This is a genomic window from Bradyrhizobium commune (assembly GCF_015624505.1).
Classification (GTDB): Bacteria; Pseudomonadota; Alphaproteobacteria; order Rhizobiales; family Xanthobacteraceae; genus Bradyrhizobium; species Bradyrhizobium commune.
The window spans coordinates 2,593,181-2,615,413 of the sequence record NZ_CP061379.1; the positions used below are offsets into that span (position 1 = coordinate 2,593,181).

Annotated in this window: 16 protein-coding genes and 1 pseudogene; 11 read left to right on the top strand and 6 right to left on the bottom strand. The window is 65.5% G+C overall.

From position 1 onward, the window contains the following. The first annotated feature begins 16 nt into the window (after positions 1 to 16). The 3 genes from IC761_RS12165 to IC761_RS12175 all read left to right on the top strand — a co-directional run bounded on the left by IC761_RS12165 (position 17) and on the right by IC761_RS12175 (position 2,991). Complete coding sequence (locus IC761_RS12165) at positions 17 to 829, top strand: UDP-2,3-diacylglucosamine diphosphatase (protein WP_195803476.1); 813 nt, start codon at positions 17 to 19, stop codon at positions 827 to 829. Continuing rightward, a complete protein-coding gene (locus IC761_RS12170) occupies positions 829 to 1,887 on the top strand; it encodes a glycosyltransferase family 4 protein (protein WP_195803477.1) in 1,059 nt (352 codons plus the stop codon). The genes IC761_RS12165 and IC761_RS12170 overlap by 1 nt, the downstream gene beginning before the upstream one ends. Before the next feature lie 120 nt (positions 1,888 to 2,007). Then, positions 2,008 to 2,991, top strand: a complete 984-nt coding sequence (locus IC761_RS12175) for a threonine/serine dehydratase family protein (RefSeq protein WP_195803478.1) — start codon at positions 2,008 to 2,010, stop codon at positions 2,989 to 2,991. A gap of 237 nt (positions 2,992 to 3,228) precedes the next feature. On the opposite strand, the gene IC761_RS12180 is transcribed toward IC761_RS12175, so the two are convergent. Further along, positions 3,229 to 5,070, bottom strand: coding sequence for a caspase family protein (locus tag IC761_RS12180; protein WP_195803479.1), 1,842 nt, complete (start codon positions 5,068 to 5,070; stop codon positions 3,229 to 3,231). A 164-nt stretch (positions 5,071 to 5,234) separates the two neighbouring features. Between IC761_RS12180 and IC761_RS12185 the strand changes: the two genes are divergently transcribed. Then, on the top strand, positions 5,235 to 5,711 hold the full coding sequence (locus IC761_RS12185) for an RbsD/FucU family protein (RefSeq protein WP_195803480.1): 477 nt from the start codon (positions 5,235 to 5,237) through the stop codon (positions 5,709 to 5,711). Here the strand turns inward: IC761_RS12185 and IC761_RS12190 are convergent. The 3 genes from IC761_RS12190 to IC761_RS12200 form a co-directional block, all read right to left on the bottom strand. Next, positions 5,704 to 6,519, bottom strand: a complete 816-nt coding sequence (locus tag IC761_RS12190; protein ID WP_195803481.1) for a Hint domain-containing protein — start codon at positions 6,517 to 6,519, stop codon at positions 5,704 to 5,706. The genes IC761_RS12185 and IC761_RS12190 overlap by 8 nt on opposite strands. Before the next feature lie 170 nt (positions 6,520 to 6,689). After that, positions 6,690 to 7,445 (bottom strand): outer membrane protein, encoded by a 756-nt coding sequence (locus tag IC761_RS12195; RefSeq protein WP_195803482.1) that lies wholly within the window; start codon positions 7,443 to 7,445, stop codon positions 6,690 to 6,692. A 200-nt stretch (positions 7,446 to 7,645) separates the two neighbouring features. Continuing rightward, positions 7,646 to 9,007, bottom strand: a complete 1,362-nt coding sequence (locus IC761_RS12200) for a hypothetical protein (protein WP_195803483.1) — start codon at positions 9,005 to 9,007, stop codon at positions 7,646 to 7,648. 75 nt (positions 9,008 to 9,082) lie between these two features. Between IC761_RS12200 and IC761_RS12205 the strand changes: the two genes are divergently transcribed. Beyond that, positions 9,083 to 10,279 carry an MFS transporter gene (locus tag IC761_RS12205; protein ID WP_195803484.1) on the top strand — a complete coding sequence of 399 codons (1,197 nt, stop codon included), beginning with the start codon at positions 9,083 to 9,085 and terminating at the stop codon, positions 10,277 to 10,279. On the opposite strand, the gene dgcA is transcribed toward IC761_RS12205, so the two are convergent. After that, positions 10,249 to 11,244, bottom strand: coding sequence for an N-acetyl-D-Glu racemase DgcA (gene dgcA, locus IC761_RS12210; protein WP_195803485.1), 996 nt, complete (start codon positions 11,242 to 11,244; stop codon positions 10,249 to 10,251). The genes IC761_RS12205 and dgcA overlap by 31 nt on opposite strands. A 134-nt stretch (positions 11,245 to 11,378) precedes the next feature. Here dgcA and IC761_RS12215 point away from each other — a divergent pair, with 134 nt between their 5' ends. From IC761_RS12215 to IC761_RS12240, 6 genes and pseudogenes are all read left to right on the top strand, one after another. After that, positions 11,379 to 12,512: an MlaE family ABC transporter permease gene (locus IC761_RS12215; protein ID WP_195803486.1), complete on the top strand. Its 1,134-nt coding sequence runs from the start codon at positions 11,379 to 11,381 to the stop codon at positions 12,510 to 12,512. Between the two features lie 2 nt (positions 12,513 to 12,514). Beyond that, positions 12,515 to 13,297 (top strand): ABC transporter ATP-binding protein, encoded by a 783-nt coding sequence (locus IC761_RS12220; RefSeq protein WP_195803487.1) that lies wholly within the window; start codon positions 12,515 to 12,517, stop codon positions 13,295 to 13,297. Between the two features lie 29 nt (positions 13,298 to 13,326). Beyond that, positions 13,327 to 14,208, top strand: coding sequence for an MlaD family protein (locus tag IC761_RS12225; RefSeq protein ID WP_195803488.1), 882 nt, complete (start codon positions 13,327 to 13,329; stop codon positions 14,206 to 14,208). A gap of 23 nt (positions 14,209 to 14,231) precedes the next feature. Further along, positions 14,232 to 14,996 (top strand): S1 family peptidase, encoded by a 765-nt coding sequence (locus IC761_RS12230; protein ID WP_195803489.1) that lies wholly within the window; start codon positions 14,232 to 14,234, stop codon positions 14,994 to 14,996. 598 nt (positions 14,997 to 15,594) lie between these two features. Further along, complete coding sequence (locus IC761_RS12235; protein ID WP_195803490.1) at positions 15,595 to 15,813, top strand: hypothetical protein; 219 nt, start codon at positions 15,595 to 15,597, stop codon at positions 15,811 to 15,813. A gap of 109 nt (positions 15,814 to 15,922) precedes the next feature. Next, a pseudogene (locus IC761_RS12240) lies at positions 15,923 to 16,081 on the top strand (MlaD family protein); the annotation flags it as partial. A 304-nt stretch (positions 16,082 to 16,385) separates the two neighbouring features. Here the strand turns inward: IC761_RS12240 and IC761_RS12245 are convergent. After that, positions 16,386 to 22,028 carry an apolipoprotein A-IV repeat region-like domain-containing protein gene (locus IC761_RS12245; protein ID WP_195803491.1) on the bottom strand — a complete coding sequence of 1,881 codons (5,643 nt, stop codon included), beginning with the start codon at positions 22,026 to 22,028 and terminating at the stop codon, positions 16,386 to 16,388. Positions 22,029 to 22,233: the final 205 nt, after the last annotated feature.

The window sequence follows — 22,233 nt, forward strand, 5'->3', positions numbered from 1 at the left end:
TGTTACGGGCGGTCGCATGGGAAGTTACGATGTGAGTGACGAGAGCCCGGAGCGGCGCTTTCGCACGTTGTTCATCTCCGATGTTCATCTCGGAGCCCGCGGCTCACAAGCCGACCTTTTGCTGGATTTTCTGCGCTACCACGACGCCGATACGATCTATCTCGTCGGCGACATCGTCGACGGCTGGGCGCTGAAATCGAGCTGGCACTGGCCGCAATCGCATAACGACCTGGTGCAAAAGCTGCTGCGCAAGGCGCGCAAGGGCGCCAAGATCATCTATGTGCCCGGCAACCACGACGAGTTCCTGCGCAACTATTACGGCACGCATTTCGGCGGCATCGACGTCGTCGAAAACACCGTTCACACCGGGGTGGACGGCAAGCGCTACCTCGTCATCCACGGCGACATCTTCGACCTCGTCGTGCAGAACGCGCGCTGGCTCGCCCATCTCGGCGACAAGGCCTACGACTTCGCGATCCAGATGAATCGCTTCGTCAACTTCTTCCGCCGCATGTTCGGCGTGCCTTATTGGTCGCTGTCGCAATGGGCCAAGCAGAAGGTCAAGAACGCGGTGAACTATATCGGCGCGTTCGAGCAGGCGCTCTCCGCCGAGGCGCGGCGCCATGATGCCGACGGCGTGATCTGCGGCCACATCCACTACGCCGTGATCCGCGACGAGAACGGCATCCGCTACATGAATTGCGGCGACTGGGTGGAGAGCTGCACCGCGCTCGTCGAGCACGATGACGGACATTTCGAGATCATCACCTGGGCCGATCATCTGCGGAAGCCGGCACAAGTTCCGCAGGTGGCAGCAAGGGCTGCTTGATGCGCATCCTGGTCGCGACCGACGCCTGGCACCCGCAAGTCAACGGTGTGGTTCGGACGCTGACCAAGCTTGCTGACGCAGCCCAAGGCCTTGGCGTCGATGGGCGCGGCGTCGAATTCGCATTCCTCACGCCGCAATCGTTTCGAACCTTTGCGATGCCGAGCTACCGCGATGTGCGGCTCGCCATGCCGCGCCCGGCCCGTATCGCGAAGCTGATCGAGGAAGCGCGTCCCGACAGCATTCATATCGCCACGGAAGGGCCGATCGGCCTGATGGTCCGCCGCTATTGCCGGCAGCGCAAGCTGCCGTTCACGACCAGCTTCCACACCCGTTTTCCCGAATATGTCCGCGCCCGCGTGCCGGTTCCGGGCGCACTGATCTGGCGGGCATTGCGCCGCTTCCACGCGCCCAGCCGCGCCGTGATGGCGGCAACGTCTGCGCTCGCGCGCGAGCTGACCGACCGCGGCTTTGACAATGTCGTGCTCTGGCCGCGCGGTGTCGACACCAAACTGTTCCACCCCCGCGCCATCGATCTCTGCCTGCCGGCGCCGGTGTTCCTCTCGGTCGGCCGCGTCGCCGTGGAGAAGAATCTCGAGGCTTTCCTCGACCTCGATCTGCCCGGCACCAAGGTGATCGTCGGCGACGGGCCGGCCCGTGTCGCGCTGGAGGAGGCCTATCCGGACGCGATCTTCTTAGGCGAGAAGCACGGCGAGGAGCTGGCGGACATCTATGCGGCCGCCGATGTCTTCGTGTTTCCAAGCAGGACCGACACGTTCGGCCTGGTCCTGCTCGAGGCGCTGGCGAGCGGCCTGCCGGTTGCTGCGTTCCCGGTGAAGGGGCCGCGCGACGTGATCGGCGATGCGCCGGTCGGCGCGCTGGATCATGATTTGCGCAATGCCTGCTTCGCCGCGCTCGACCTTTCCAGGCAGGCCTGCGTCGAATTCGCCTCCAATTACACCTGGGAGGCCTCGGCGAGGGCCTTTGTGGACAGTATCCGGGCGGTGGGTGCCGTGCTGCCGGGCCGGAACGGCGCGGAACAGCCTCGCTTCGTCGCCTAGATTCATGTTTTGACGCGTTTTCTTCACGCGAACCGGTATCCACTTCGCGCGAAAACGCTTTGGAAATCCTCGCGCGGAGGTGTCTTGCCCGCGCCTCCCCGGCCGCGATAACATCGCTCCATGTCCGAACAGCCCCTTCCGATCGGCCCTGCCGATATCGATGCCGCCGCGCGCGTGATCGCGCCCTTTGCCATCCGCACCCCGCTATTGTCCTTTCCGGTGCTCAACGAGCGCGTCGGTGCCAAGGTGTTTCTGAAGCCGGAGATGCTCCAGCGCACCGGCTCCTTCAAGTTTCGCGGCGCCTTCAACAAGGTGTTCTCGATCCCGCAGGACAAGCGCGCCGGCGGCGTCGTCGCGTTCTCCTCCGGCAACCACGCCCAGGGCGTGGCGGCGGCGGCCAAGATCCTCGACATGCACGCGACCATCGTGATGCCGGCGGACGCGCCGCTGTCCAAGCGCGAGCGCACCAAATCCTACGGCGCCGATGTCGTGCTGTACGACCGCTACAACGACGACCGCGAGGCGATCTCCCGCGGCATCGCCGAGAAGCGCGGTGCGACGCTGGTCAGGCCCTATGACGATCCCTTCGTGATTGCCGGCCAGGGCACTGCCGGCCGCGAGATCGCGGAGGACATGGCAGCGCTCGGCCTCTCGCCCGATATCGTGGTGGCGCCGGCCTCCGGCGGCGGCCTGATCGCGGGCGTCGCCACTGCCGTGAAGGCGCGCTATCCGCTAGCTGAGATCGTGGTCGCCGAGCCGGAAGCGTTCGACGATCACGGCCTGTCGCTGACCGCAGGCCATCGCGAGCCGCATGCGCCGGCGGGCCGCACCATCTGCGACGCGCTGATGGCGCTGATCCCCGGCGAGATGACCTTTGCGATCAATAGCAAGCTCTTGGCGCGCGGCGTGACTGCCTCGGACAAGGAAGTCGGCGCGGCCGTTTCGTTCGCCTATCACGAGCTGAAGCTCGTGGTGGAGCCCGGTGGCGCCGTCGGCCTCGCCGCGCTGCTCGCCGGCCGCCTCGATGTCGCCGGCAAGAATGTCGTCATCGTGCTCTCCGGTGGCAATGTCGATGCCGATCTGTTCGCCGAGCTGGTGGCCTGATTTTCTGATCTGATCGTCTCGCATGAAGAAGGGGCAGAGCGTTGCCGCTCTGCCCCTTTGTCTTTTCGCCGATTTGACGGGATCAACGATCCGCTTGCTCGGTGCAACCTCTCCCGCTTGCGGGGGAGGTCGGCGCGAAGCGCCGGGTGGGGGCTCTTTCCTCACGGGGACTATCCCATTGCGGAGGCACCCTCACCCCGGCCCTCTCCCGCAAGCGGGAGAGGGAGCGCACCTTCTTCAGTGCCCGAAGCCGTGGTGGCCGCCGCCGCCGCCCATGCCGCCACCGCCCATCATGGGCGCCTGGTTCATCGACTGGCGGAAGTTGTTGCCGCCGCCGCCATTTCCGAACGAGTTGAATTGCGGACGGTTGTTCTGCACCTGGATCTTGTTCACCGGATTGTTGTTGAGCTTCACGATGCCGGTGTTGACGTTGTTGCCGGTGTTGACGCGGATCGGGTTGTTCTGGGTCTGGATGGTCGTCGTCTTCACGTCGGTGGTCTTGATGTCGACAGTCGAACCACCCTTGCCGATATTCACCGGCATGCTCACGATCTTGCCAGGGTTGCCGTTGGTCGTGCCGGCATTGTTGCCGCCATTCTGCGTGGTGTTGGTCACCGGCAGGGTCACGATCTTGCCGATGCCGCCAGTGTTCGTCGTGGTGTTGGTCGGCGCGGGCAGGGTGACGATCTTGCCCGGGTTCTGTGACGGCGTGCCGTTCAGCTGGTTACCTGCCGGCAGGTTGACGATCCGGCCGCCATTGCCGAGCTTGCCGATGACGTTATTGTCGATCGGCTTCTGAACGACCGGCAGGTTGCCGTTGATCTGCGAGCCGGCATTGCCCTGCTGGATCAGAGGCATGTATTTGGGCTGGCCGAGGTTGCCGATCTTCAGGGTCGGGGCAATGTTCTGCGGAGCCAAAAACTTCGTGGCCTGCATCAGGGGGATCAGCTTCGGCTGCGACTCGAGCTTCAGTGCGGACTGCGCATAGGGGCTGTTGCCGTAATTCTCGTAGAAGGCCTTGTAGCTGACCGGCGAGTTCACCAGCACCGCCTGGTGCCAGGCCTGCGAGATCAGCAGGTTTGCAAGCAGCCAGCGGATGTGGTCGCACAGCGGGTCGTGCGGATACATCTGGATGAACTCCTGATAGTACTCCGGCCGTCCCTCGGACACGACGTAGTCATAGGCTTGGCGCGTCGAGCGGCTCGGCAGGTTGGAGGCCATCTGCACCACCGGCGTATTCACCGGCGCGCGGTTGGCAGCAACGGCGGTGTCGCCGAAGAAGGTGAAGTCAGACGTCAGCGACGAACTCTCCCACGGAATCTGTGCACCGCTGGTGGTCTGGTTGACCGCGAGGCGCACGCGCTTGAACAGCTGCTCGATCGGCACGTTCGGCTCGCGCGCGATGTTCAGGAAAGCCTGGGTGTAGGGGCTGTGACCGCCGGAACCGTCGAGCGCTTCGGCGCCCGGAGCGGTCGAATAGCCGACGATCGAGCCGTTCGGCGCATCGACGATGGCGAGGCCTCGGCCGGCGTCGTTCACGTTCGGGAACGGGTTGTTGCGGCAGGCGTCGAGGATGACGATGCGCATGCGGCTCGGGATCGTCTCCAGCGTCGACATCACGTCGACGAGACGAACGGAGTCGTTGACGAGCTCGGTCTGGTCCGTGACCTTTGCGTCGATGGGAACGAGATAGTTCTCGCCGGCGAGCTGCACGCCGTGGCCGGCGTAATAGACCATCGCCACCGTGTTCGGGCCGCGCGCGGACACTTTTGCGGAAAAATCCTGCACGACGCGAAGCATGTCGTTCTGGGAGAGGTCGGTCGCCGAGATCACCTCGAAGCCAGCCGAGTTCAGGAACTGCGCCATCGACTGCGCGTCATTGTCGGGGTTTTGGAGCTGTGGCGCGTTCTGGTAGTTCGAATTGCCGATCACCAGCGCCACCCGTTGCTCCGGGCCTTGCAGCGCGCTGGGCGCGGCCGGCTCGACGGGGGCGACTTGCGCGGAAACAGGACCGCAGGCGAAGCCGAACAGGCTTCCCAGCAGGCCAGCAGTCATCAGGACGGATTTCAGGCGGAACATGGCGGCTCCCTCGGGGCTAATCTCGATGCGAGATTGGTTGCGGGGAAGCTTGGCCGCGTTCGAGCCTTGGGTCCGTGATTGCGATCACCCATAGTCCCGTGCGTGATCTGAATCACGCTGGGAACCTGCTATGGTCAGGGATCGATGGAGGAGAACGCCGTCCCATGCTGAAATCGATCGATCCGATCCTCACGCCCGACCTGCTCTGGCTGCTGGCCTCGATGGGCCATGGCGACGACCTCGTGGTCGTCGACGCCAATCATCCGGCGACCCACATCGCGGCGACGACATCGTCGCAGCGCCTGATCCAGCTGCCGGGCATGCGCATGGAGACGGCGGTGCGCGCCATCATGACGCTCTATCCGCTCGACGATTTCGATCCCGATCCGGTGCGCGTGATGATGCCGGTCGACGATCCCGACCGCGTGCCGGACGTGCAGCGCGCGGTGCTGGCGGAGATCGTGCGCGCCGCCGGCCGCCCCGTCACGCCCGGCAAGCTTGCGCGGCCGGATTTCTATCGTGCGGCGGCCGCGGGCTTTGGCGTGGTGCAGGTCGGCGACATCAGGGGCTATGGCTGCTTCCTGATCCGCAAGGGCGTGATCAGCGAGAGCCAGCCGGCAGGTGCGGCCGAACTCAGATGAAGTTCGATGCGCGCGCGCCGAGGCGGGCGCCGATGACGTCGACCTTCTGCGGGCCGAGCAAGGGCGAAACCAGGCGCCGCGCCTTCGTCAACATCGCGCTTCGGCGTCCATTGCCCGCGATCGGGGCGCAGTGAACCTGCTGCGCGTCCTGCTCGCCGTGCTTGCGCAGGTAGTCCGCAAAATTGCTCATGGTCTCGTCGACCTTGAGCAGCGTCTCGCAAGGCGCGCCTTCGGCGAAGATGACGTCGTGGGTTTCGAGCTTGACGTGGAAGAACTCAAGCACATCGTGCCCATCGGCTGCGTCGAGCGAGATCGTCGTGCCGTTGACGAGATGGCCCGCCGGGATCAGCAGCCCGTCGATCAGCACGGCGTGACCCTGGGTCACGTAGAGGTCGGCGTGCGGCACGTTGGGGGCGAGCGCCGAGCGGGCGATGCGGACCGGCCGCGCGCTCTTCACCCAGGCCTTGGCTGAATCGCTTCTGACACGGCTGAACCGGCCGATCCATTCAATGGCGCGCAGGCCGCCGAACGCTGTCGGAAGAAAATCGCCGACCGCGAGATCCTCGATCCTGCGCTCGCCCTTTGCCGTGGCAATGCGCGTGCCCTTCAGGAAGCAATTGCCGCCGGGGCCGGCGCTGGCGACGGAGCTCCCGCCAGCCACATTGGCCGAGGCGCTCTTTCCATCGGCCTTTGCGGCACGTGTCGTCATCGCGCTCGCGGCAACGCCAACTGCTGCAGCACCAAGGCCTCTCGAAATGACCGCGCGGCGCGTGGCTGCGCTCGACGACGGGTTCGTGATGTCTGACATCGCGCAAATTCCCTGTGTATGTGATCGGCTTATGAGCAATCGGTTCAAAGCAAACGTAATCGTTGCCGCCGCGCTCTCGCCTGTTGGCCGCGAGCTATAGCAGAAATCAGCGCGGCGGATGACTCGAAATTTGTCGCAGCCGAAGAATAGTGCGTCGTCGTCGAAGCGTCTTAATAGCGTCGCACTGGCATTCCGCTGAAATAGTAATTCACGCCGATGCGCACGATGTTGTCGTCGAGCGCGACGTGACTGCGATCGAAGGCGGTCCCAAGATTGGGCGTGGCGAAGCCGCCGTCTTCGAACTTCGCGTAGAGATATTCGACCTTTGCCGACCATGCGGGCGCGAATGCCCATTCGGCGCCGGCGCCCACGGTCCATCCCGATCGCCATGACGATGCGCTGTCCATGACGGCGCCCGATGCCGACGATCTCACACCGGTCTCGACACCCGCGGCCGCGTAGCCCGCGGTTGCATAGAGCAGGAAGTTTCCCGGTGTGTATCCCACGCGGCCGCGAAGCGTGCCGAGCCATTGCACCTTGGTGAAGCTGGTGAAGTCCGGATTGCCCGCGGGGCCGCTGTCGACCGAGCTGCCCTTCTGGCCGGCCCAGGACAAATCGCCCTCAGCGCCGATGACCCAGCTCATGACCTGCCAATTGTAGCCGGCGGTGCCGCCGAATATGCCGCCATTGACGTCGAACCTCGGCGTATCGTCGCGACCGGTCAAACGATCGACATGCTGACTGCGTCCGAGCGATCCGCCGCCCGCGAAGCCGACATAGGCGCCCTGCCAGCCATAGATCAGCCCCGAACGAACGAGCGGCGTCTCGCGAGGGTCGGGCGGCAGGTCGGCCGCGATCGCGTTCGTGGTGCAGAGCGCGATGGCCGCGCCGACAAGGGCCGTCGAGATCGGGAGAGACAACTTCATCGGAGGCAGGCCTCACTTCGCTGCGGTCGCAAACGCAGGAACCGCAGCTCTCATGATGAAGACGATTGTCGAGGCGTGATTCCGCGGAAATATTTCCACGCATTTTTCGGCGGGCGTCGCAGGGGCGACGTGTGGATGTCACAATTGTGCGGCTTGGCCTCGGCTGCTTCGCTGCGCTCGCAATGACGGACGAGGCAGCCTTACGAGAAGAACGCGATCTTCTCGGCCTGCGTCATGCGGCGGATCGGCGCTAGCGCGTCATTCGCAGCAGTGCGGGGCTTTTGCACAATGCCGCTGGCCAGGATAGTGGCGCCGAGCGAGGGCTCGGGCAGCGGCGAGGGCATCGGAGGGAGTGTCGCGGCCGGCGCTGCACCGAATGCGGTCGCCGCCGCCATGGCCGGGGCCGGTTGCTCCATCACTTCAGCGGCGGCTTCCGCGATGGCGTCGGTGAGGCGGGCGAGCGATTCCATCGCGATCGGCGCGTCCACGACGGGCTCTCTCGCGACCGGAGCGATCGGCGCGGGGGCCTCGACGGCAACCGGTGCAGCGACCTCCGCGGCCATCGGCTCCGGACTCGCGGCGGCCATCTCCGTGGGATCGACGATCTCGTCGAACTCCGGATCGGGCGCGGCCATCTCCATCGCGATCCGCGCGAGCACGGCGTCGTCCTCGGCCTCGGCTGCGGCATCGAGCGAGAACTCGTCGGTGATCTCCCCGACGGCGGCAGGATCAGTGAGGTTCTCCTCGACCGCGGCAATGCTCTCCTCAGCCACGGCGTGGCTTTCGGCGATCTCTGGCTCGGTCGCGACATCCATCGCGTCCGCCGCAACAGACATCGCCGCGGCAATGCCGCTCGCTCCGACAGCCAGCTCCGGCTCGGGAGCCGCAACGATCTCCTCCGGCGGCTCCGCAAAAGCCACGGGGGCTTCACTCGCCATCGCGGCGGGCGGTGCTTCCCCGGCGGGTGCCGGCTCTTCCTGCATCGGAGCCGGCGAGCGCGCCTCCGCTTTCGGCGCTGCCGCGCCGTCCGCATCGGTCTGATCGACCCGGTCCTTCAGGAGCTCGAAGGCGACCGCAAGATCGGCGCGCGGGTCGATGAGCGATACCTGGCCGCAGGCGGCCTCGATGGAGGCGAGCTGCGAATCAATCAGGTCGCAGATTCGCCCGTCGGCGCCGATCTCGCGCCAGCGCCAGGAGATCTCCTTGATGATGCGTACGCCGCGCGGGATCGGCGCCAGGCTCGCCTCGATCGCGGCGGGGTCGATGGCTGCGATCGCGATCGTCTCGGCCTCGCGGATGGCGCGGCGGATCTCGACCAGCGCCTCGGGCAGGCGGTCCACGACGACGGGTTGCCGCTGTGCCGCAAGGGCTTCCTCGATTTTGGCGACCGCATCGAGCACCATGCTGGTGTCGGCGTTGCGATTGCGCTTGGCATATTCGCCGAGGAACCAGCGGCCGCGCGCGGTCTCCATGAAGGCTTCGCGGATCGCGTCGTAATCCTGCTCGTTCGGCTCGGCCGCGCGGGCAGACATAGGCGAGAGGGCGAATGCTTCGTTGGCCATGACAATCTCGTCGCGCAAATCACCGCGCGCTACAGTAACGATCACCACGATATCGACCGAATCGCAATTGGTTTGATGCAACCCGAATCACAAATCCCCACGCAAGCCTCTGACAAGCGGCGATTCGCCGTGCATCTCGCGCTGTTCTATTCGGCCGTGTTCGCGGTGTCCGGCACCCATCTGCCGTTCTTTCCGGTCTGGCTGAAGGCCGTCGGCGTCGATGCGGCCTGGATCGGCATCATCAACGCCGTGCCGGGGATCACGCGCTTCACCACGCTGCCTTACGCAACTGCGCTGGCCGAAAAGCGTCATGCGATTCGGGCCGCCATGATCGTTTCGGTGTTCGCGACCGCAGTCGGCTTTGCCCTGGTCGGCTTGCAGCACCTGCCGCTGGCGCTGCTGCTGCTCTATGCGGCGACCTGCATCGTATGGACGCCGGTGGTGCCGCTGACCGATGCTTATGCGCTGCGCGGCGTCGTCCGCTACGGTTTCGACTACGGGCCGGTGCGGTTGTGGGGGTCGGCGGCCTTCGCCGCCGGCTCGCTCGCCTGCGGCTATCTCGTCGACAGCATCGCCACGCAGGAGCTGATCTGGGTCATCGTCGCTTGGGCTGTCGTTGCGGCGCTCGCAGGACTGTTGCTCCAGCCGCTCGATGCCGTCGGGCGCAAGGCTGCGGACCAGTCCGGCAGCGAGGCTCTGCTGCGCGATGCCGGCTTCTGGGCCATCATCCTCTCGGCCGCGCTGATCCAGGGCAGCCATGCCGCCTATTACTCGTTCTCGGCGATCAGCTGGCAGGCCCATGGTCTCGGCGGGCTCACCATCGCGGGGCTGTGGACGCTGGGGGTGATCGCCGAGATCATCGTCTTCGCGCTGTCGCCGCGCTTCTCGCCGCATCCGTCGACGCTGATGGCGGTCGGCGGCGCGAGCGCCGTGCTGCGCTGGGTGATCACGGCGCACGATCCGCCGCTGGCGCTGCTCGCGATCGTGCAACTGGGGCACGGCCTCTCTTTCGGCGTCACCATGGTCGGCACCATGACGCTGCTGGTGCAGCGCGTGCCCTCGCATCGGATCGCGCGCGGGCAGGGCTATTACGCCGCTTGCAGCGGGGTATTGGGCGCGGCGAGCTCGATCGCCTCGGGCGCGATCTACGCGTGGATCGGCGAGGGGCTGTACTATGTGATGGCGGCGATCGCCGCTTGCGGTGCGCTGCTGATCTGGGCGGCGCGGCGCCGGCTCATGAGTCAGCCCCAGAGCGAGGAGTCCGGCGGATAGACCAGGCTGCCGTCATAGCGCAGCCCGTGATCGCGGTCGTGCGCGAGCAGCAAGGGGCCGTCGAGATCGACGAAGCGCGCCTGCGGCGTCACCAGCATCGCGGGCGCCATCGACAGCGAGGTCGCGACCATGCAGCCGATCATGATCTCGAAGCCGAGCGCCTGCGCCGCATCGGCCATCGCCAGTGCTTCAGTGAGGCCGCCGGTCTTGTCGAGCTTGATGTTGACGGCGTCATAGCGGTCGCGCAGCGGCGCGAGCGAGTTGCGGTCATGCACGCTCTCGTCGGCGCAGACCGCGAGCGGCCGCTTGATGCGCGCCAGCGCGGCGTCCTTGCCGGCCGGCAGCGGTTGCTCCACCAGCGTGACGCCGACGGCGGCGCAGGCGGCGAGATTGTGCTCCAGATTGGCCTCGGTCCAGGCCTCGTTGGCATCGACGATCAGCTCGGAATCGGGGGCGGCCTTGCGCACCGCCGCGATCCGCTCCGGATCGGCGTCGCCGCCAAGCTTGATCTTGAGCAGCGGCCGGTGCGCCGCCTTCGTGGTCGCCGCCGCCATGGCTTCGGGCGTGCCGAGCGAGATGGTATAGGCGGTGGTGCGCTCGCCAGGGATCGGGCGGTCCAGCAGGTTCCAGGCCCGCAGGCCGGCCGCCTTGGCCTCCAGGTCGATCAGGGCGCAGTCCAGCGCGTTGCGGGCCGCCCCCGGCGGCATGGTGGCTTGCAGGGCCTGGCGGGTCAGGCCGCCGGCAACCGCCGCCTGCATGGCCTCGATGGCGGCAAGGGTCGCCTCGGGCGTCTCGCCATAGCGGGGATAGGGCACGCACTCGCCACGGCCGGTCAGGCCGTTCTGGCTCACTTCGGCCACAACCGTGACGGCTTCGGTCTTGGCGCCCCGGCTGATGGTGAAACTGCCGGCGATGGGGAAGCGCTCGATTCGCGCGGAAAGCGCCGGAACTTTGCTGGAAGTCATTTTGAACTCTGGCGAAATCTGAACCTGCTAGTTACCTCTAGCAACTAACATTAACCAGTTGGGGATACCTTCTCTGGGTACGGGCGCGTGCGCAACCATGTGATTTTCTCCGCCCCGGCACGGGAGCGGACCTCTTGAGCGGCGATCCAAAGCTTGAACGGATTGCCAAAGGCAACGCGCTGGCCCTCTGCGCCACCGGAACCTGGACCGCGAGCTTCGCCCCGGTTCTGGAGCGGATGGTGGCCGACGCCGAGAAGCTCGCCGGCAGCCCGCAAAGCATCTTCATCGACGTCTCCGAGGTCGCCAAGCTCGACACCTTTGGCGCCTGGCTGATCGAGCGGCTGCGCCGGAGCCTCACCAAAGGCCCGGTCGAGGCACAGATCGCGGGCCTGTCCGCCAATTATTCGAGCCTCGTCGACGAGGTGCGGCGGGTCAGGGCGACCCCCGTGATCGAGAGCAGCACCATCACCATCACCGGCATGCTGGAGCAGATCGGCCGCGCCGTGGCCGGCATCGGCGGCACGGTTGCGGGCCTGATCGACATGCTCGGCGCGGTGCTTGCTGCGGTTGGGCGCGTGCTGATCCATCCGCGCTCGCTCCGCCTGACCTCGACCGTGCATCATCTGGAGCAGGTCTGCTGGCGCGCGGTGCCGATCATCGTGCTGATCACCTTCCTGATCGGCTGCATCATCGCCCAGCAAGGCATCTTCCATTTCCGCCGCTTCGGCGCCGACATCTTCGTGGTCGACATGCTCGGCGTTCTGGTGTTGCGCGAGATCGGCGTGCTGCTGGTTGCGATCATGGTCGCGGGCCGCTCCGGCAGCGCCTACACCGCCGAGCTTGGCTCGATGAAGATGCGCGAGGAGATCGATGCGCTGCGCACCATGGGGTTCGACCCGATCGAGGTGCTGGTGCTGCCGCGCATGCTGGCATTGGTGCTGGCGCTGCCGATCCTCGCTTTTCTCGGTGCCATGGCTGCGCTCTATGGCGGTGGCCTCGTTGCGTGGCTCTATGGCGGCGTCGATCCCGAAGCTTTTCTGCTGCGTCTGCGCGACGCCATCTCGATCGATCATTTCATCGTCGGCATCGTGAAAGCGCCGGTGATGGCCGCCGTGATCGGCATCGTCGCCTGCGTCGAAGGCCTGGCCGTGCAGGGCAGCGCGGAATCGCTCGGGCAGCACACCACGGCGTCGGTGGTGAAGGGTATCTTCTTCGTCATCGTCATGGACGGCGTGTTCGCCATCTTCTTCGCATCGATCGGAATGTGATGATGGCAAGAGAAGCTCAAAGCGAGATTCAAAACCCCATCATCCGCGTCCGCGACATCACTGTGCAGTTCGGCGCGACGCGCGTGCTCGACGGGCTCAACCTCGACGTTAAGCGCGGCGAGATTCTCGGCTTCGTCGGCCCCTCCGGCGCGGGCAAGTCGGTGCTGACGCGCACCATCATCGGCCTGGTGCCGAAGGTCGCGGGCCAGATCGAGGTGTTCGGCGTCGATCTCGATTCCTCTAGCACATCGCAGCGCCGCAATGTCGAGCGACGCTGGGGCGTGCTGTTCCAGCAGGGTGCGCTGTTCTCCTCGCTGACGGTGCGGCAGAACATCCAGTTTCCGATGCGTGAATATCTGCGCGTCTCGCAGCGGCTGATGGACGAGATCACGATGGCGAAGCTCACCATGGTCGGGCTGAAGCCCGAAGTGGCCGAGCGTTTTCCCTCAGAACTGTCCGGCGGCATGATCAAGCGCGTCGCGCTGGCCCGCGCATTGTCGCTCGATCCGGACCTCGTTTTCCTGGACGAGCCCACCTCGGGCCTCGATCCGATCGGCGCCGGCGATTTCGACGAGCTGGTCCGGACCCTCCAGCGCACTTTGGGACTGACCGTTTTCATGGTAACCCACGATCTCGACAGCCTTTACACAGCCTGTGACCGCATTGCCGTTTTAGGGAACGGTAAGATCATTGCGGCAGGGTCAATGGCCGACATGCAGGCCTCGCAGCATCCCTGGCTGAGGCAGTATTTCCATGGCAAGCGCGCCCGCGCGGTCATGGGTTGAGTAGCTGGGTTGAGTAGCCGGAGCACCTGATGGAAACGCGGGCGAATTACGTACTGATCGGATCCTTCACGCTGGCGGTGATCGCGGCCGCGATCGGCTTCGTGCTGTGGTTCCAGTCGCTGCACACCACCAAGCAGCGCAGCCCCCTCCGCGTCGTGTTCGAGGGCCCGGCCGCGGGCCTGCGCAACGGCGGCAGCGTCAATTTCAACGGTATCCGGGTGGGTGAGGTGGTCTCAGTGAAGCTCGACAACCCGCGGCGGGTTGTCGCACTCGCCATGGTCGAGAACAACGCCCCGATCCGCAAGGACACCCTGGTCGGCCTCGAATTCCAGGGCCTCACTGGTGTGGCCGCGATCTCGCTCAAGGGCGGCGAGGAGGCGGCTCCGCCGCCGCCGCTCGACGAGGACGGCATCCCGACGCTGACGGCCGATCCGAACAAGCTCCAGGACGTCACCGAGGCGATCCGCGGCACGCTCCAGAACATCAACAAGCTCGTCGCCGACAATCAGGAATCGGTGAAGAACTCGCTGAAGAATCTCGAGACCTTCACCAACTCGCTCGCCCGCAATTCCGAGAAGATCGACGTCATCATGGCCAAGGTCGACGGCGTCATGCTCAAGGCCGACAATCTGATGCTCGGTCTCAACACGCTGGCCGGCGGCAAGGACGGCGGCGAGCTGTTCCTGACGGTGAAGTCGATCCGCGAACTGGCCGAGGATTTCGACAAGCGCTCAGGCGCGCTGATGACCGACGGCCGCCGTACGCTGGGCGACATCAGCCGCGCCGTGACCAATTTCGACCGCAACCCGACCCGCGTGCTGTTCGGCGCCAGCAACAGCAGCGCACAGCCGGCGCCGCCTCCGGCCGAGCCGCCGAAGCCCGCACCGTCGAACGAGCGCAAGCGGCAGTAGCTTCCAACCGTACAGGTCCCCCGATGGTCACCATCGACGAGTATTCGGTCGCGGCAATTCCCATCGAGATGTTCTTTAACGAAACGTATTTGAGCCTCGGGACGGCATTTGTCTGGCTAGAGGGCGACAGATACTTCTTGATCACAAATTGGCATAATGTTTCGGGCCGCGATCCGAATACAGGAAGACACTTATCGAAAACAGCCGCAGAGCCCAATCGGATAAGAGTTTGGCTCAATCATAAAGGTGCGCTCGGCAACAAGATCGCCAAAGTTCTCTCCCTTCGGGACGGTGAAAATGGCCCTCTTTGGTGGATTCACCCCAATCACGGGAACAAGATTGATGTAGTTGCTCTGCCTTTGGACTCTCCTCCGGACGTAGAGATGTATCCGATCAATCACATGCAGCGCGAAGACCTCACAATCCAAATAGGGATGGATGTTTTCGTGCTGGGATACCCGTTCGGTGTCGGTCCTGGAGGTCTTCCTGTCTGGAAAAGAGCAAGCATCGCAACTGAACCGCAGCTCTCCCCAGATCAACAGCTTCATATCTTTATTGATACCGCATCGCGTCCGGGAATGTCAGGCTCTCCAGTAATTAGAAGGACCTGGGCTGTCCACATGATGGAGAACGGTAATGTCTCTATGGGGACCGGAATCGCGACAAGGTTCGTTGGGGTCTATTCTGGAAGAATTGTCAGCGAGGATCCGCTCGATGCGAACCTTGGTTTGATGTGGCCAGCGGCCTTCGTACCAGAGATTATTTCTGGTGCCCGCCGTGATTCCTGATGAGATTGGAACCTAATTTAGTCGAGGCCGAGGGCTTTCGCTTTCTTATTCGTTGCTATTGGCGGCTTGTGCGCTGACACGCTGCGTGGGCCAACAGGGTGTAGACCCGTCTCCGAGGCGAAGTGGCTCGAACTCTCCGACATAGCGATCGAACGCGCCCTTGAAGTTGTGGTCGTTGCGGTACTTGGGCGGGTCTCGTCAAAGCCTTCTGGCCGGTGGGCGTGTATAGGCACTTGGAGAAGGCCTTGTTCTCGCGCCGCGCTGATTTGCGGTCCCCATCTCGGTGGCGAGGTTGCGGTCCATCAGTCGGTCTGATGTCGAGCGATAAAAATTAGCGCGCTCTGGGGCTGAGCCTGACTCGGAACATATAGGGAACAAATATCTCTTGAATGCTAAATGGGGGGATATCTAGGGCAATTAGCGGAAACGCACGGCTTTCGGTGGCATCAGTGGAATGGCTGATTCGTTCGGCAGATTAACGCGCATGAAATCCTGACTGGTTAATGAATAGTTAAGTCAGGACCGGTTAATGAATGCTTAGCGGCCTTGCGGTGAGGTCACGTAAAAGAGGCGCCGCGGTTCAAACAGGAGGTCGGCTGTGTCTGACCAGGACTTGAGGAATCCGAACTTCATCGAGGTCGTGAAGCGGAACGGAGAGTTCAGCGAGAACTACGGCCCTTGGCGTGGCATGGTGCTGTACGTGCTGACGTTGAGGGCTTCGCGTCAGAAGTCGCCGCCATGGTGGGCCGCAGTTGTCGCTGTCGTGGGGACCGCCGGTGGCCTGGTCTGGAAGTACGGGTTGCCGGGGCTATTCTAGGCGAGTTCTGTAGAGGAGGAGGGTTATCGCTGGGGTTGATGGAGGTAGCAGCGCTTCAGCCCACTCATTTGCTACAGGTGTTGCTTGGGTCTTGACGACATTGTCCTACGGACGCCGCACCCTCGGCGACATCAGCCGCGCCGTGAACAATTTTGACCGCAACCCGACCCGCGTGCTGTTCGGTGCCAGCAACAGCGCGCCAGCCGCCGCGCCGCCACCGGCCGAGCCGCCCAAGCCCGCGCCGTCGAACGAGCGCAAGCGGCAGTAGCGTTACTGTCCACGTCTCTCTCCTCCGTCATTGCGAGCGCAGCGAAGCAATCCAGACTGTTTCCGAGGAGGCAGTCTGGATTGCTTCGTCGCAAGAGCTCCTCGCAATGACGACGGAGGGAGCATTCGTAGCCCGGATGGAGCGCAGCGCAATCCGGGATTCTTTGCGTGGCTCCCGCATTCCGCTGCGCTGCATGCGGGCTACGATTTCTCCTCGCAGCAATGACGCCCTCAAACAAAACGGAGCCCGCAAGGGCTCCGTTTTTCATTCGTTATTCGCTACTCGCCCATTCGCGAGCTTCGGCTCACCCCAGCCGACCCGCCGCATGCGCGAGCAGCGTGTACACCAGGCCCGTCTCCGAGGTCAGGTGGCTGCGCAGCTCCTGCGGGCCGCGGCCGTCGCGGGCGACTTCGTCGAGCAGGCGCTCGAACTCGCCGATATAGCGGTCGACCGTGCCCTTGAAGTTGCGGTCGGCGCGATACTTGCGGGCGACCTCGTCAAAGGCCTTCTGGCCGGCGGGCGTGTACAGGCGCTTGGTGAAGGCCTTGTTCTCGCCGCGCTGGTAGCGGTCCCACATCTCGGAGGCGAGGTTGCGGTCCATCAGCCGGCCGATGTCGAGCGACAGCGATTCCAGCGGATTGCCGCCACCCTGCGGCGCCTGCGGCTGCGGCGCCGGTGCAGCCTGGCGGCTACGCGGAGCCTCACGTGCGGCCGGCGGCGCCTGGTTGGCGTCCGTGCGGCTCAACAGGTCCGACAGCCAGCCGTCGCGGCCCTGGTCGTTGCCGCTCGGTGCGACCGGCGGCGCCTCAGTGCGGCGCGAGGCGGGCACGCCGAGGTCCGGCGGCGGCAGGGTCGAGGCGCTGGCGCTCTCGCGGATGCGCGTCTCGGTGCCGCGACCGCCGACGGTCGCCAGCATCGGCTCTTCCTGGCGCTGCACGGTGGCGCGGCCCGTCGTCGTGACGTCGAGGCCGCGGCCATGCTGGGCCACGATGCGGTTGAGCTCGGCGAGCGCCTCGATCTGGTCGACGATCACCTTGCGCATCTGCGCGGTGCTCTCGGCGGCCTCCTGCGGCATCTCGAGCACGCCGCGGCGCAGCTCGTTGCGGGTGGCCTCGAGCTCGTTGTGCATCTCGAACGCCATCTGCTTCATGCTGGCGACGAGGTTGCCGAACTTCTCGGCTGACTGCTTGAACATCGCATCCGCCTCGTCGGTGGTCTGGCGGTAGATGTCGTGCATGGCATCGATGGTCTGCCGGTGCTCCTCTTCGGACGCCGACCGCACCGCCTCGAACTGACGGGTGATCGCGGCCGAACCGGCGCCGGCGGTCTCGGCGACCACGCGGGCGATGTCGCGGGCACGCTCTTCGGCGGCGGCCAGCGATTCATCGAGCAGCCCGGTGAAGCGCGACAGGCGCTGGTCGAGATCGGCGGTGCGCAGGTCGATGGTGGTCACGAGCGATTCCAGCGCCTGCTTGCGTTCGGCCAGCGAAGCGGTGGTGTTCTTGTTGCTCTGCTCCACGACCTGGGCGGCATCGACGAGCGCCTTGCCGTGCGCGTCGAACTGGGTCGACAGCTCGCCGAGGTCGAGCAGCGCCTTGGTCGTCTTGGTGTTGAAGACGTTGAGCTGGTCTTCCAGGTTCTGCGTCGCAGCCCCGTTGCGCGAGGTGACGTCGTTCATCGCCGAGACGAAGTCGGCGACACGCGTCACCAGCGCCCGCTCGAGCGAGTTGAGGTTGTCGTGCGCACCGGTCAGCACCTCCTGGAGCAGGATGTTGCCTTCGCGCAGACGCTCGAACAGGGCAACCGTATCGGTGCGCAGGATCTTGCTGGTCTCCTGCATCTCGGTGACGGCCGCGATCGAGACCTGGCGCGACTGGTCGATCGCCGCGCGCGAGGCCTGCTCGAGATCCTTGAGCGACCTGCCGACCGCGCCGGTGGCCATCTCGCTCGCCGCGTTGATGGTGCGGGCGACTTCCGAGCCGTTGCCCATCATGGTCTGCGAGAACGCCTGGCCGCGGGTCTCGATCGACTTCAGCGCGTCCGAGGTGACGCGGTCGATGTCGAGCGTGAGCTGGCTGGTCTTCGAGCCGATCGCGTCGACGAGCGAGCCGCGCTTGGCGTCGATCATGTTCGACAGACGGTCGGCCTGCTGCTGCACATAGGTGACGATCTCGTCGGTCTTGCCGGTCATGGCCTGGCCGAAGCTGCTCGAGGCGGCGAGCACCGAGCGCTCGACGTCGGCCGAGCTCGACTTGACCCGCGAGCTCGCCTCGTTGGAGGCGGAGATCAGCGCGTTCTGGGCGTTCAGCGCGCTGGTCTGGATGTCGTTGGTCGCGTTCGAGGTGGCCGTGCTCAGCGCGCGCTCGATCTCGGTCGAGATCGTGCGGATCTGGCTTGCGGTGTCCGCCGAGGTCGAGGTCAGCGAGGTCTGGGCCTCGCGTGCGCTGTTGAGGATGGTCGAGGCGGTGTCGGCGCCGACCGCGGTCAGCGTGCGCTCGATGTCCGTGGTCAGCGACTTGATCTGGCTCGCCGCATCGGTCGATGCGGTGATCAGCGTGCCCTGGGCCTCGCGCACGCCGCTGGTGAGCGCCTCGATGGTGGCGCCGCCGGCGGTCGCCAGCGCGCGCTGCATCTCGGCCGCGAGCGAACGGACCTGGCTGGTTTGCTCGGCGGAGACCGCGAGCAGGGTGGAGTGGGCGTCGCGGGCGCTGGCCGTGATGGCCTCGGCCGTGGTCTGGCCGGTCTGCGACAGCGAGCGATGGACTTCGGCCGCCAGCGACTTGACCTGGCTCGCCGCATCCGAGGACGCGGTGACCAGCGTGCTCTGGGCCTCGCGGGCGCCGGCCGTGATGGTCTCGGCGGTCGAGGTGCCGGCCATCGACAGCGAACGCTGGATGTCGGACGACAGCGCCTTGATCTGGTTGGCGGTCTCGGTCGAGGCCGCGATCAACGTGCCCTGCGCGTCGCGGGCGCCGGCGGTGATCGATTCCGCCGTGGTGGTGCCGGCCATCGACAGCGAGCGCTGCACGTCGGCGGTGAGCGACTTGACGTGGTTGGCCGCGTCCGAAGAGGCGGTGACGAGCGTGGTCTGCACTTCGCGGGCGCCGGCCAGGATCGAGGCCGCGGTGGCCGAGCCTGCCGCCGACAGCGTGCGTTCGATGTCGGTCGCGAGCCCCTTGATCTGGTTCGAGGTGTCGCCCGATGCCGAAACCAGGGTCGACTGCGCCTCGCGAGCGCTGGTGAGGATCGAGTTGGCGGCACCGGTGCCGACCGCGGTCAGCGCACGCTCGACCTCGGCGGAGGTCATCTTGAGCTGGGCGTTGACGTCCGAGGAGACGGTCATCAGCGACTGCTGGGCGGTGCGTGCGCCGGTCTGGATGGTCTCGCTGGTGTTGACCACGAGGTTGGTGAGCGAGCGCTCGGCGTCCTCGACATGCGAGCGGATCGTGGTGGAGATCATCTCGGCGCGGGACATCAGGTCGTCGCTGGCCTGGCGTCCGCTGCTCTCGATGCGGCCGGCGACGGCCTCGACGCGGGAGCCGAGCAGGTCCTCGAACTGCGCCACGCGCACGTCGATGTCGCTGGCGACGGAACCGACCTTGGTCTCGATGGCCTGGTGGATGTCCTGGAAGCGCGCCGTGACCGTGTCGGTCAGGTGCATGCTGCGGCCGTCGATCATCTCGGTGACGCCGGTGATGCGGCGGTCGACGGCATCGATCGCCTGAGCGGTGCCGTCCGTGAGCGTCGAGGTCAGCAGGGTGAGGCGGGTGTCGATCGACTGCACGGCCTGCGAGGCGCCGTTTGTCACCGTGGTGGCCAGGTAGGTCAGGCGCGAGTCGATGGATTCGAGCGCCTGGGTCGCGCCGCCGGTGAGCGTCGAGGTGAGGTGGGTCAGCCGCGTGTCGATGGCCTGGATCGTCTGCGAGGCGCCGTCGGTCAGGGACGAGGTGAGGTGGGTGAGGCGGGAGTCGATCGACTGGATCGCCTGCGCTGCACCGTCGGTCAACGAGGTCGCGAGCGTGTTGAGGCGGCCGTCGATGGTCTCGGTCACGGACTTCGCACGGGCATCGAACGACTGCTCAAGCGCGCCGACGCGGCCGCCGAGCTGGTCGTCGAAGGTCTTGATGTGACCTCCGATCGTGCTGTCGAGGCCGCTGATCTTGTCGTTCAGCGAGGAGTCGAGGTGATTGACGCGTTCGCCGATCGTGGTCTCGAATTGCACCAGGCGCTGGTCGAGCACGGCCGTGATCGCACCGCCGTTCGAGGTGAAGCGGGTGTCGAAATTGTCGACATAGGTCTTCAGCGACTCATGGATGTCCTGCGTGCGCTGGCCCATGCGCTCGACGATCTCGCCGCCGAAGGTCTTCACGGTGCGGTCGAACTCGGAGATGTGGCGGGTGATCAGCGCGCCCAGCGTGCCGGAATCGCGGGCGAACTTCTCGACCAGCTCGGAGCCCTGGTTCTTCACCAGCTCGTCGAAGGCGCTCATCTGGAGCGACAGCGAATCGTGCGCGGTCTCGGTCTGGCTCACGACCTTGGCGACCAGCGTGTTGACGGTGGCGTCGAGCGCCTCGCTCGCCTTGTCGCCGGAGGTCATGATCTGGCCGGCGAGGCGGTTGCCGGCGTCGTCGATCTTGGCGGAGAGGTCGTTGGAGCGCAGCTCGAGCTCGAGCAGGAGCGAGTCCGACGAATTCTTCAAGCTGTCGTGCACCTGCTCGGTGCGCTCGGAGATGCCGTCGACGATCGCGGCGGAACGCTGCTCGAACTCGCCGGTGATGCGGTCGATGCGCTCGTTCAGCATCTCGTGGACGCGGTCGGCGAGGTCGACGAACTCGTCGTGGACGTGGCCGGTCTTGAAGTTGAGGCTGGTGGTCAGCCGCTCGCTGGCGTCGAGCACCGCGCGCGTGGTCTCGGCAGAGGCTTCCTCGAGGCGGTCGAGCAGGTCGCCGCCGCGCTCGCCGAGCGCCAGGATCATGTTGTCGCCGGCATGGCTCAGTGCGCCGGTGATGTGGGCGCCGCGCTCTTCCAGCGCACCGGTGATGGATTTTGCGACCTCGTCGACGCGCGAGGCGATCGCATCCGAGATCAGCGCGATGTCGTGGCGCAAATCGATCTGCACGCCGGAGATGGCGCTGCGGACCTGCTCGGCCTGGCCGACCAGATTGTCGCGCTGATGCGCGATGTCCTGGAGCAAAGCGCGGATGCGGACTTCGTTGTCGGAATAGGCGCGCTCAAGGGCGGCGACCTCGTTGGCGACCAGCGTCTCAAGCTCGCCGGCGCGCGCGATCGCGCGCTCGATGCCGTCGCCCATCGCCGCGACCTCGCGGCGGATGGCCTGGCCGACGGTGACCATCGAGTCGGAGGCGGAGCCTTCCGGCTCGGAGAAGCGGATCGCGACCTGCGCCATCGCCTGCGCGACCGCGCTCATCTGCTGGCCGCGCCAGACCAGGCTCGCCAGGAAGTAGAACAGCATGATCGGCGCGAAGAACATCGTGACGAGGCCGGCAATGGCGAGCACGCCACCGCTCTGGCCCATCGCGGCCTGGATCGAGGGCAGGAAGCCGACCGTCAGCGCGGCGCAGGCGGCGAGCCAGATCACGGTGAAGATGGTCGCGCCGGTGTAGATGTTGCGGGTCGGACGCCCTGTCTGCAACGTCTGCAACAGCTGGCCGATGGTGGCGCGGTCGTCATTGGCGGCGCGGCGCGAGGAACGCGGTTCCTCGATCTGGTCGAACACGGTGGCGCGCTCGTTGGCGGCGGGCCGCGGCTCGAAGGCAGGCTCGTCGAACGCGGGGGGCATCGGCGGCGCCATTGAGGAGCCCGTTTCGTCGCGCATCGCGGCGTTGCGGCTGGTATCCGCGGCGGTGTCGCTGATGTTCAGGGCTTCCTGGATCGCAGAAAGCGCAACTTCTGTGGGGTCTTTGACCTTTTTCGGAGTGTTCGCCATGTTCAGTCCGAGCCCTCGTTACTTGTACGCGTCCCCCCGCGAGCCCTGCGCGCCACGCGAAGCCCACAGACCGGAATATGCCGCTTGCGCGGATCTCCGAGCCGTCCCCACCCGGACGGCTTGTCCGCTAATTTCCGCAACATCCTATTGGCAGAGCGTCGCGAATGAAATGCCTGCGATTAAGACAATCTTAATCATCGTTAAC

What these genes read in the sequence shown, in the direction of transcription:
- IC761_RS12165 (WP_195803476.1), top strand. Translation starts at nt 17, where the DNA reads ATGGGAAGTTACGATGTGAGTGACGAGAGCCCGGAGCGGCGCTTTCGC.
- IC761_RS12170 (WP_195803477.1), top strand. Translation starts at nt 829, where the DNA reads ATGCGCATCCTGGTCGCGACCGACGCCTGGCACCCGCAAGTCAACGGT.
- IC761_RS12175 (WP_195803478.1), top strand. Translation starts at nt 2,008, where the DNA reads ATGTCCGAACAGCCCCTTCCGATCGGCCCTGCCGATATCGATGCCGCC.
- IC761_RS12180 (WP_195803479.1), bottom strand. Translation starts at nt 5,070, where the DNA reads ATGTTCCGCCTGAAATCCGTCCTGATGACTGCTGGCCTGCTGGGAAGC.
- IC761_RS12185 (WP_195803480.1), top strand. Translation starts at nt 5,235, where the DNA reads ATGCTGAAATCGATCGATCCGATCCTCACGCCCGACCTGCTCTGGCTG.
- IC761_RS12190 (WP_195803481.1), bottom strand. Translation starts at nt 6,519, where the DNA reads ATGTCAGACATCACGAACCCGTCGTCGAGCGCAGCCACGCGCCGCGCG.
- IC761_RS12195 (WP_195803482.1), bottom strand. Translation starts at nt 7,445, where the DNA reads ATGAAGTTGTCTCTCCCGATCTCGACGGCCCTTGTCGGCGCGGCCATC.
- IC761_RS12200 (WP_195803483.1), bottom strand. Translation starts at nt 9,007, where the DNA reads ATGGCCAACGAAGCATTCGCCCTCTCGCCTATGTCTGCCCGCGCGGCC.
- IC761_RS12205 (WP_195803484.1), top strand. Translation starts at nt 9,083, where the DNA reads ATGCAACCCGAATCACAAATCCCCACGCAAGCCTCTGACAAGCGGCGA.
- dgcA (WP_195803485.1), bottom strand. Translation starts at nt 11,244, where the DNA reads ATGACTTCCAGCAAAGTTCCGGCGCTTTCCGCGCGAATCGAGCGCTTC.
- IC761_RS12220 (WP_195803487.1), top strand. Translation starts at nt 12,515, where the DNA reads ATGGCAAGAGAAGCTCAAAGCGAGATTCAAAACCCCATCATCCGCGTC.
- IC761_RS12225 (WP_195803488.1), top strand. Translation starts at nt 13,327, where the DNA reads ATGGAAACGCGGGCGAATTACGTACTGATCGGATCCTTCACGCTGGCG.
- IC761_RS12230 (WP_195803489.1), top strand. Translation starts at nt 14,232, where the DNA reads ATGGTCACCATCGACGAGTATTCGGTCGCGGCAATTCCCATCGAGATG.
- IC761_RS12245 (WP_195803491.1), bottom strand. Translation starts at nt 22,028, where the DNA reads ATGGCGAACACTCCGAAAAAGGTCAAAGACCCCACAGAAGTTGCGCTT.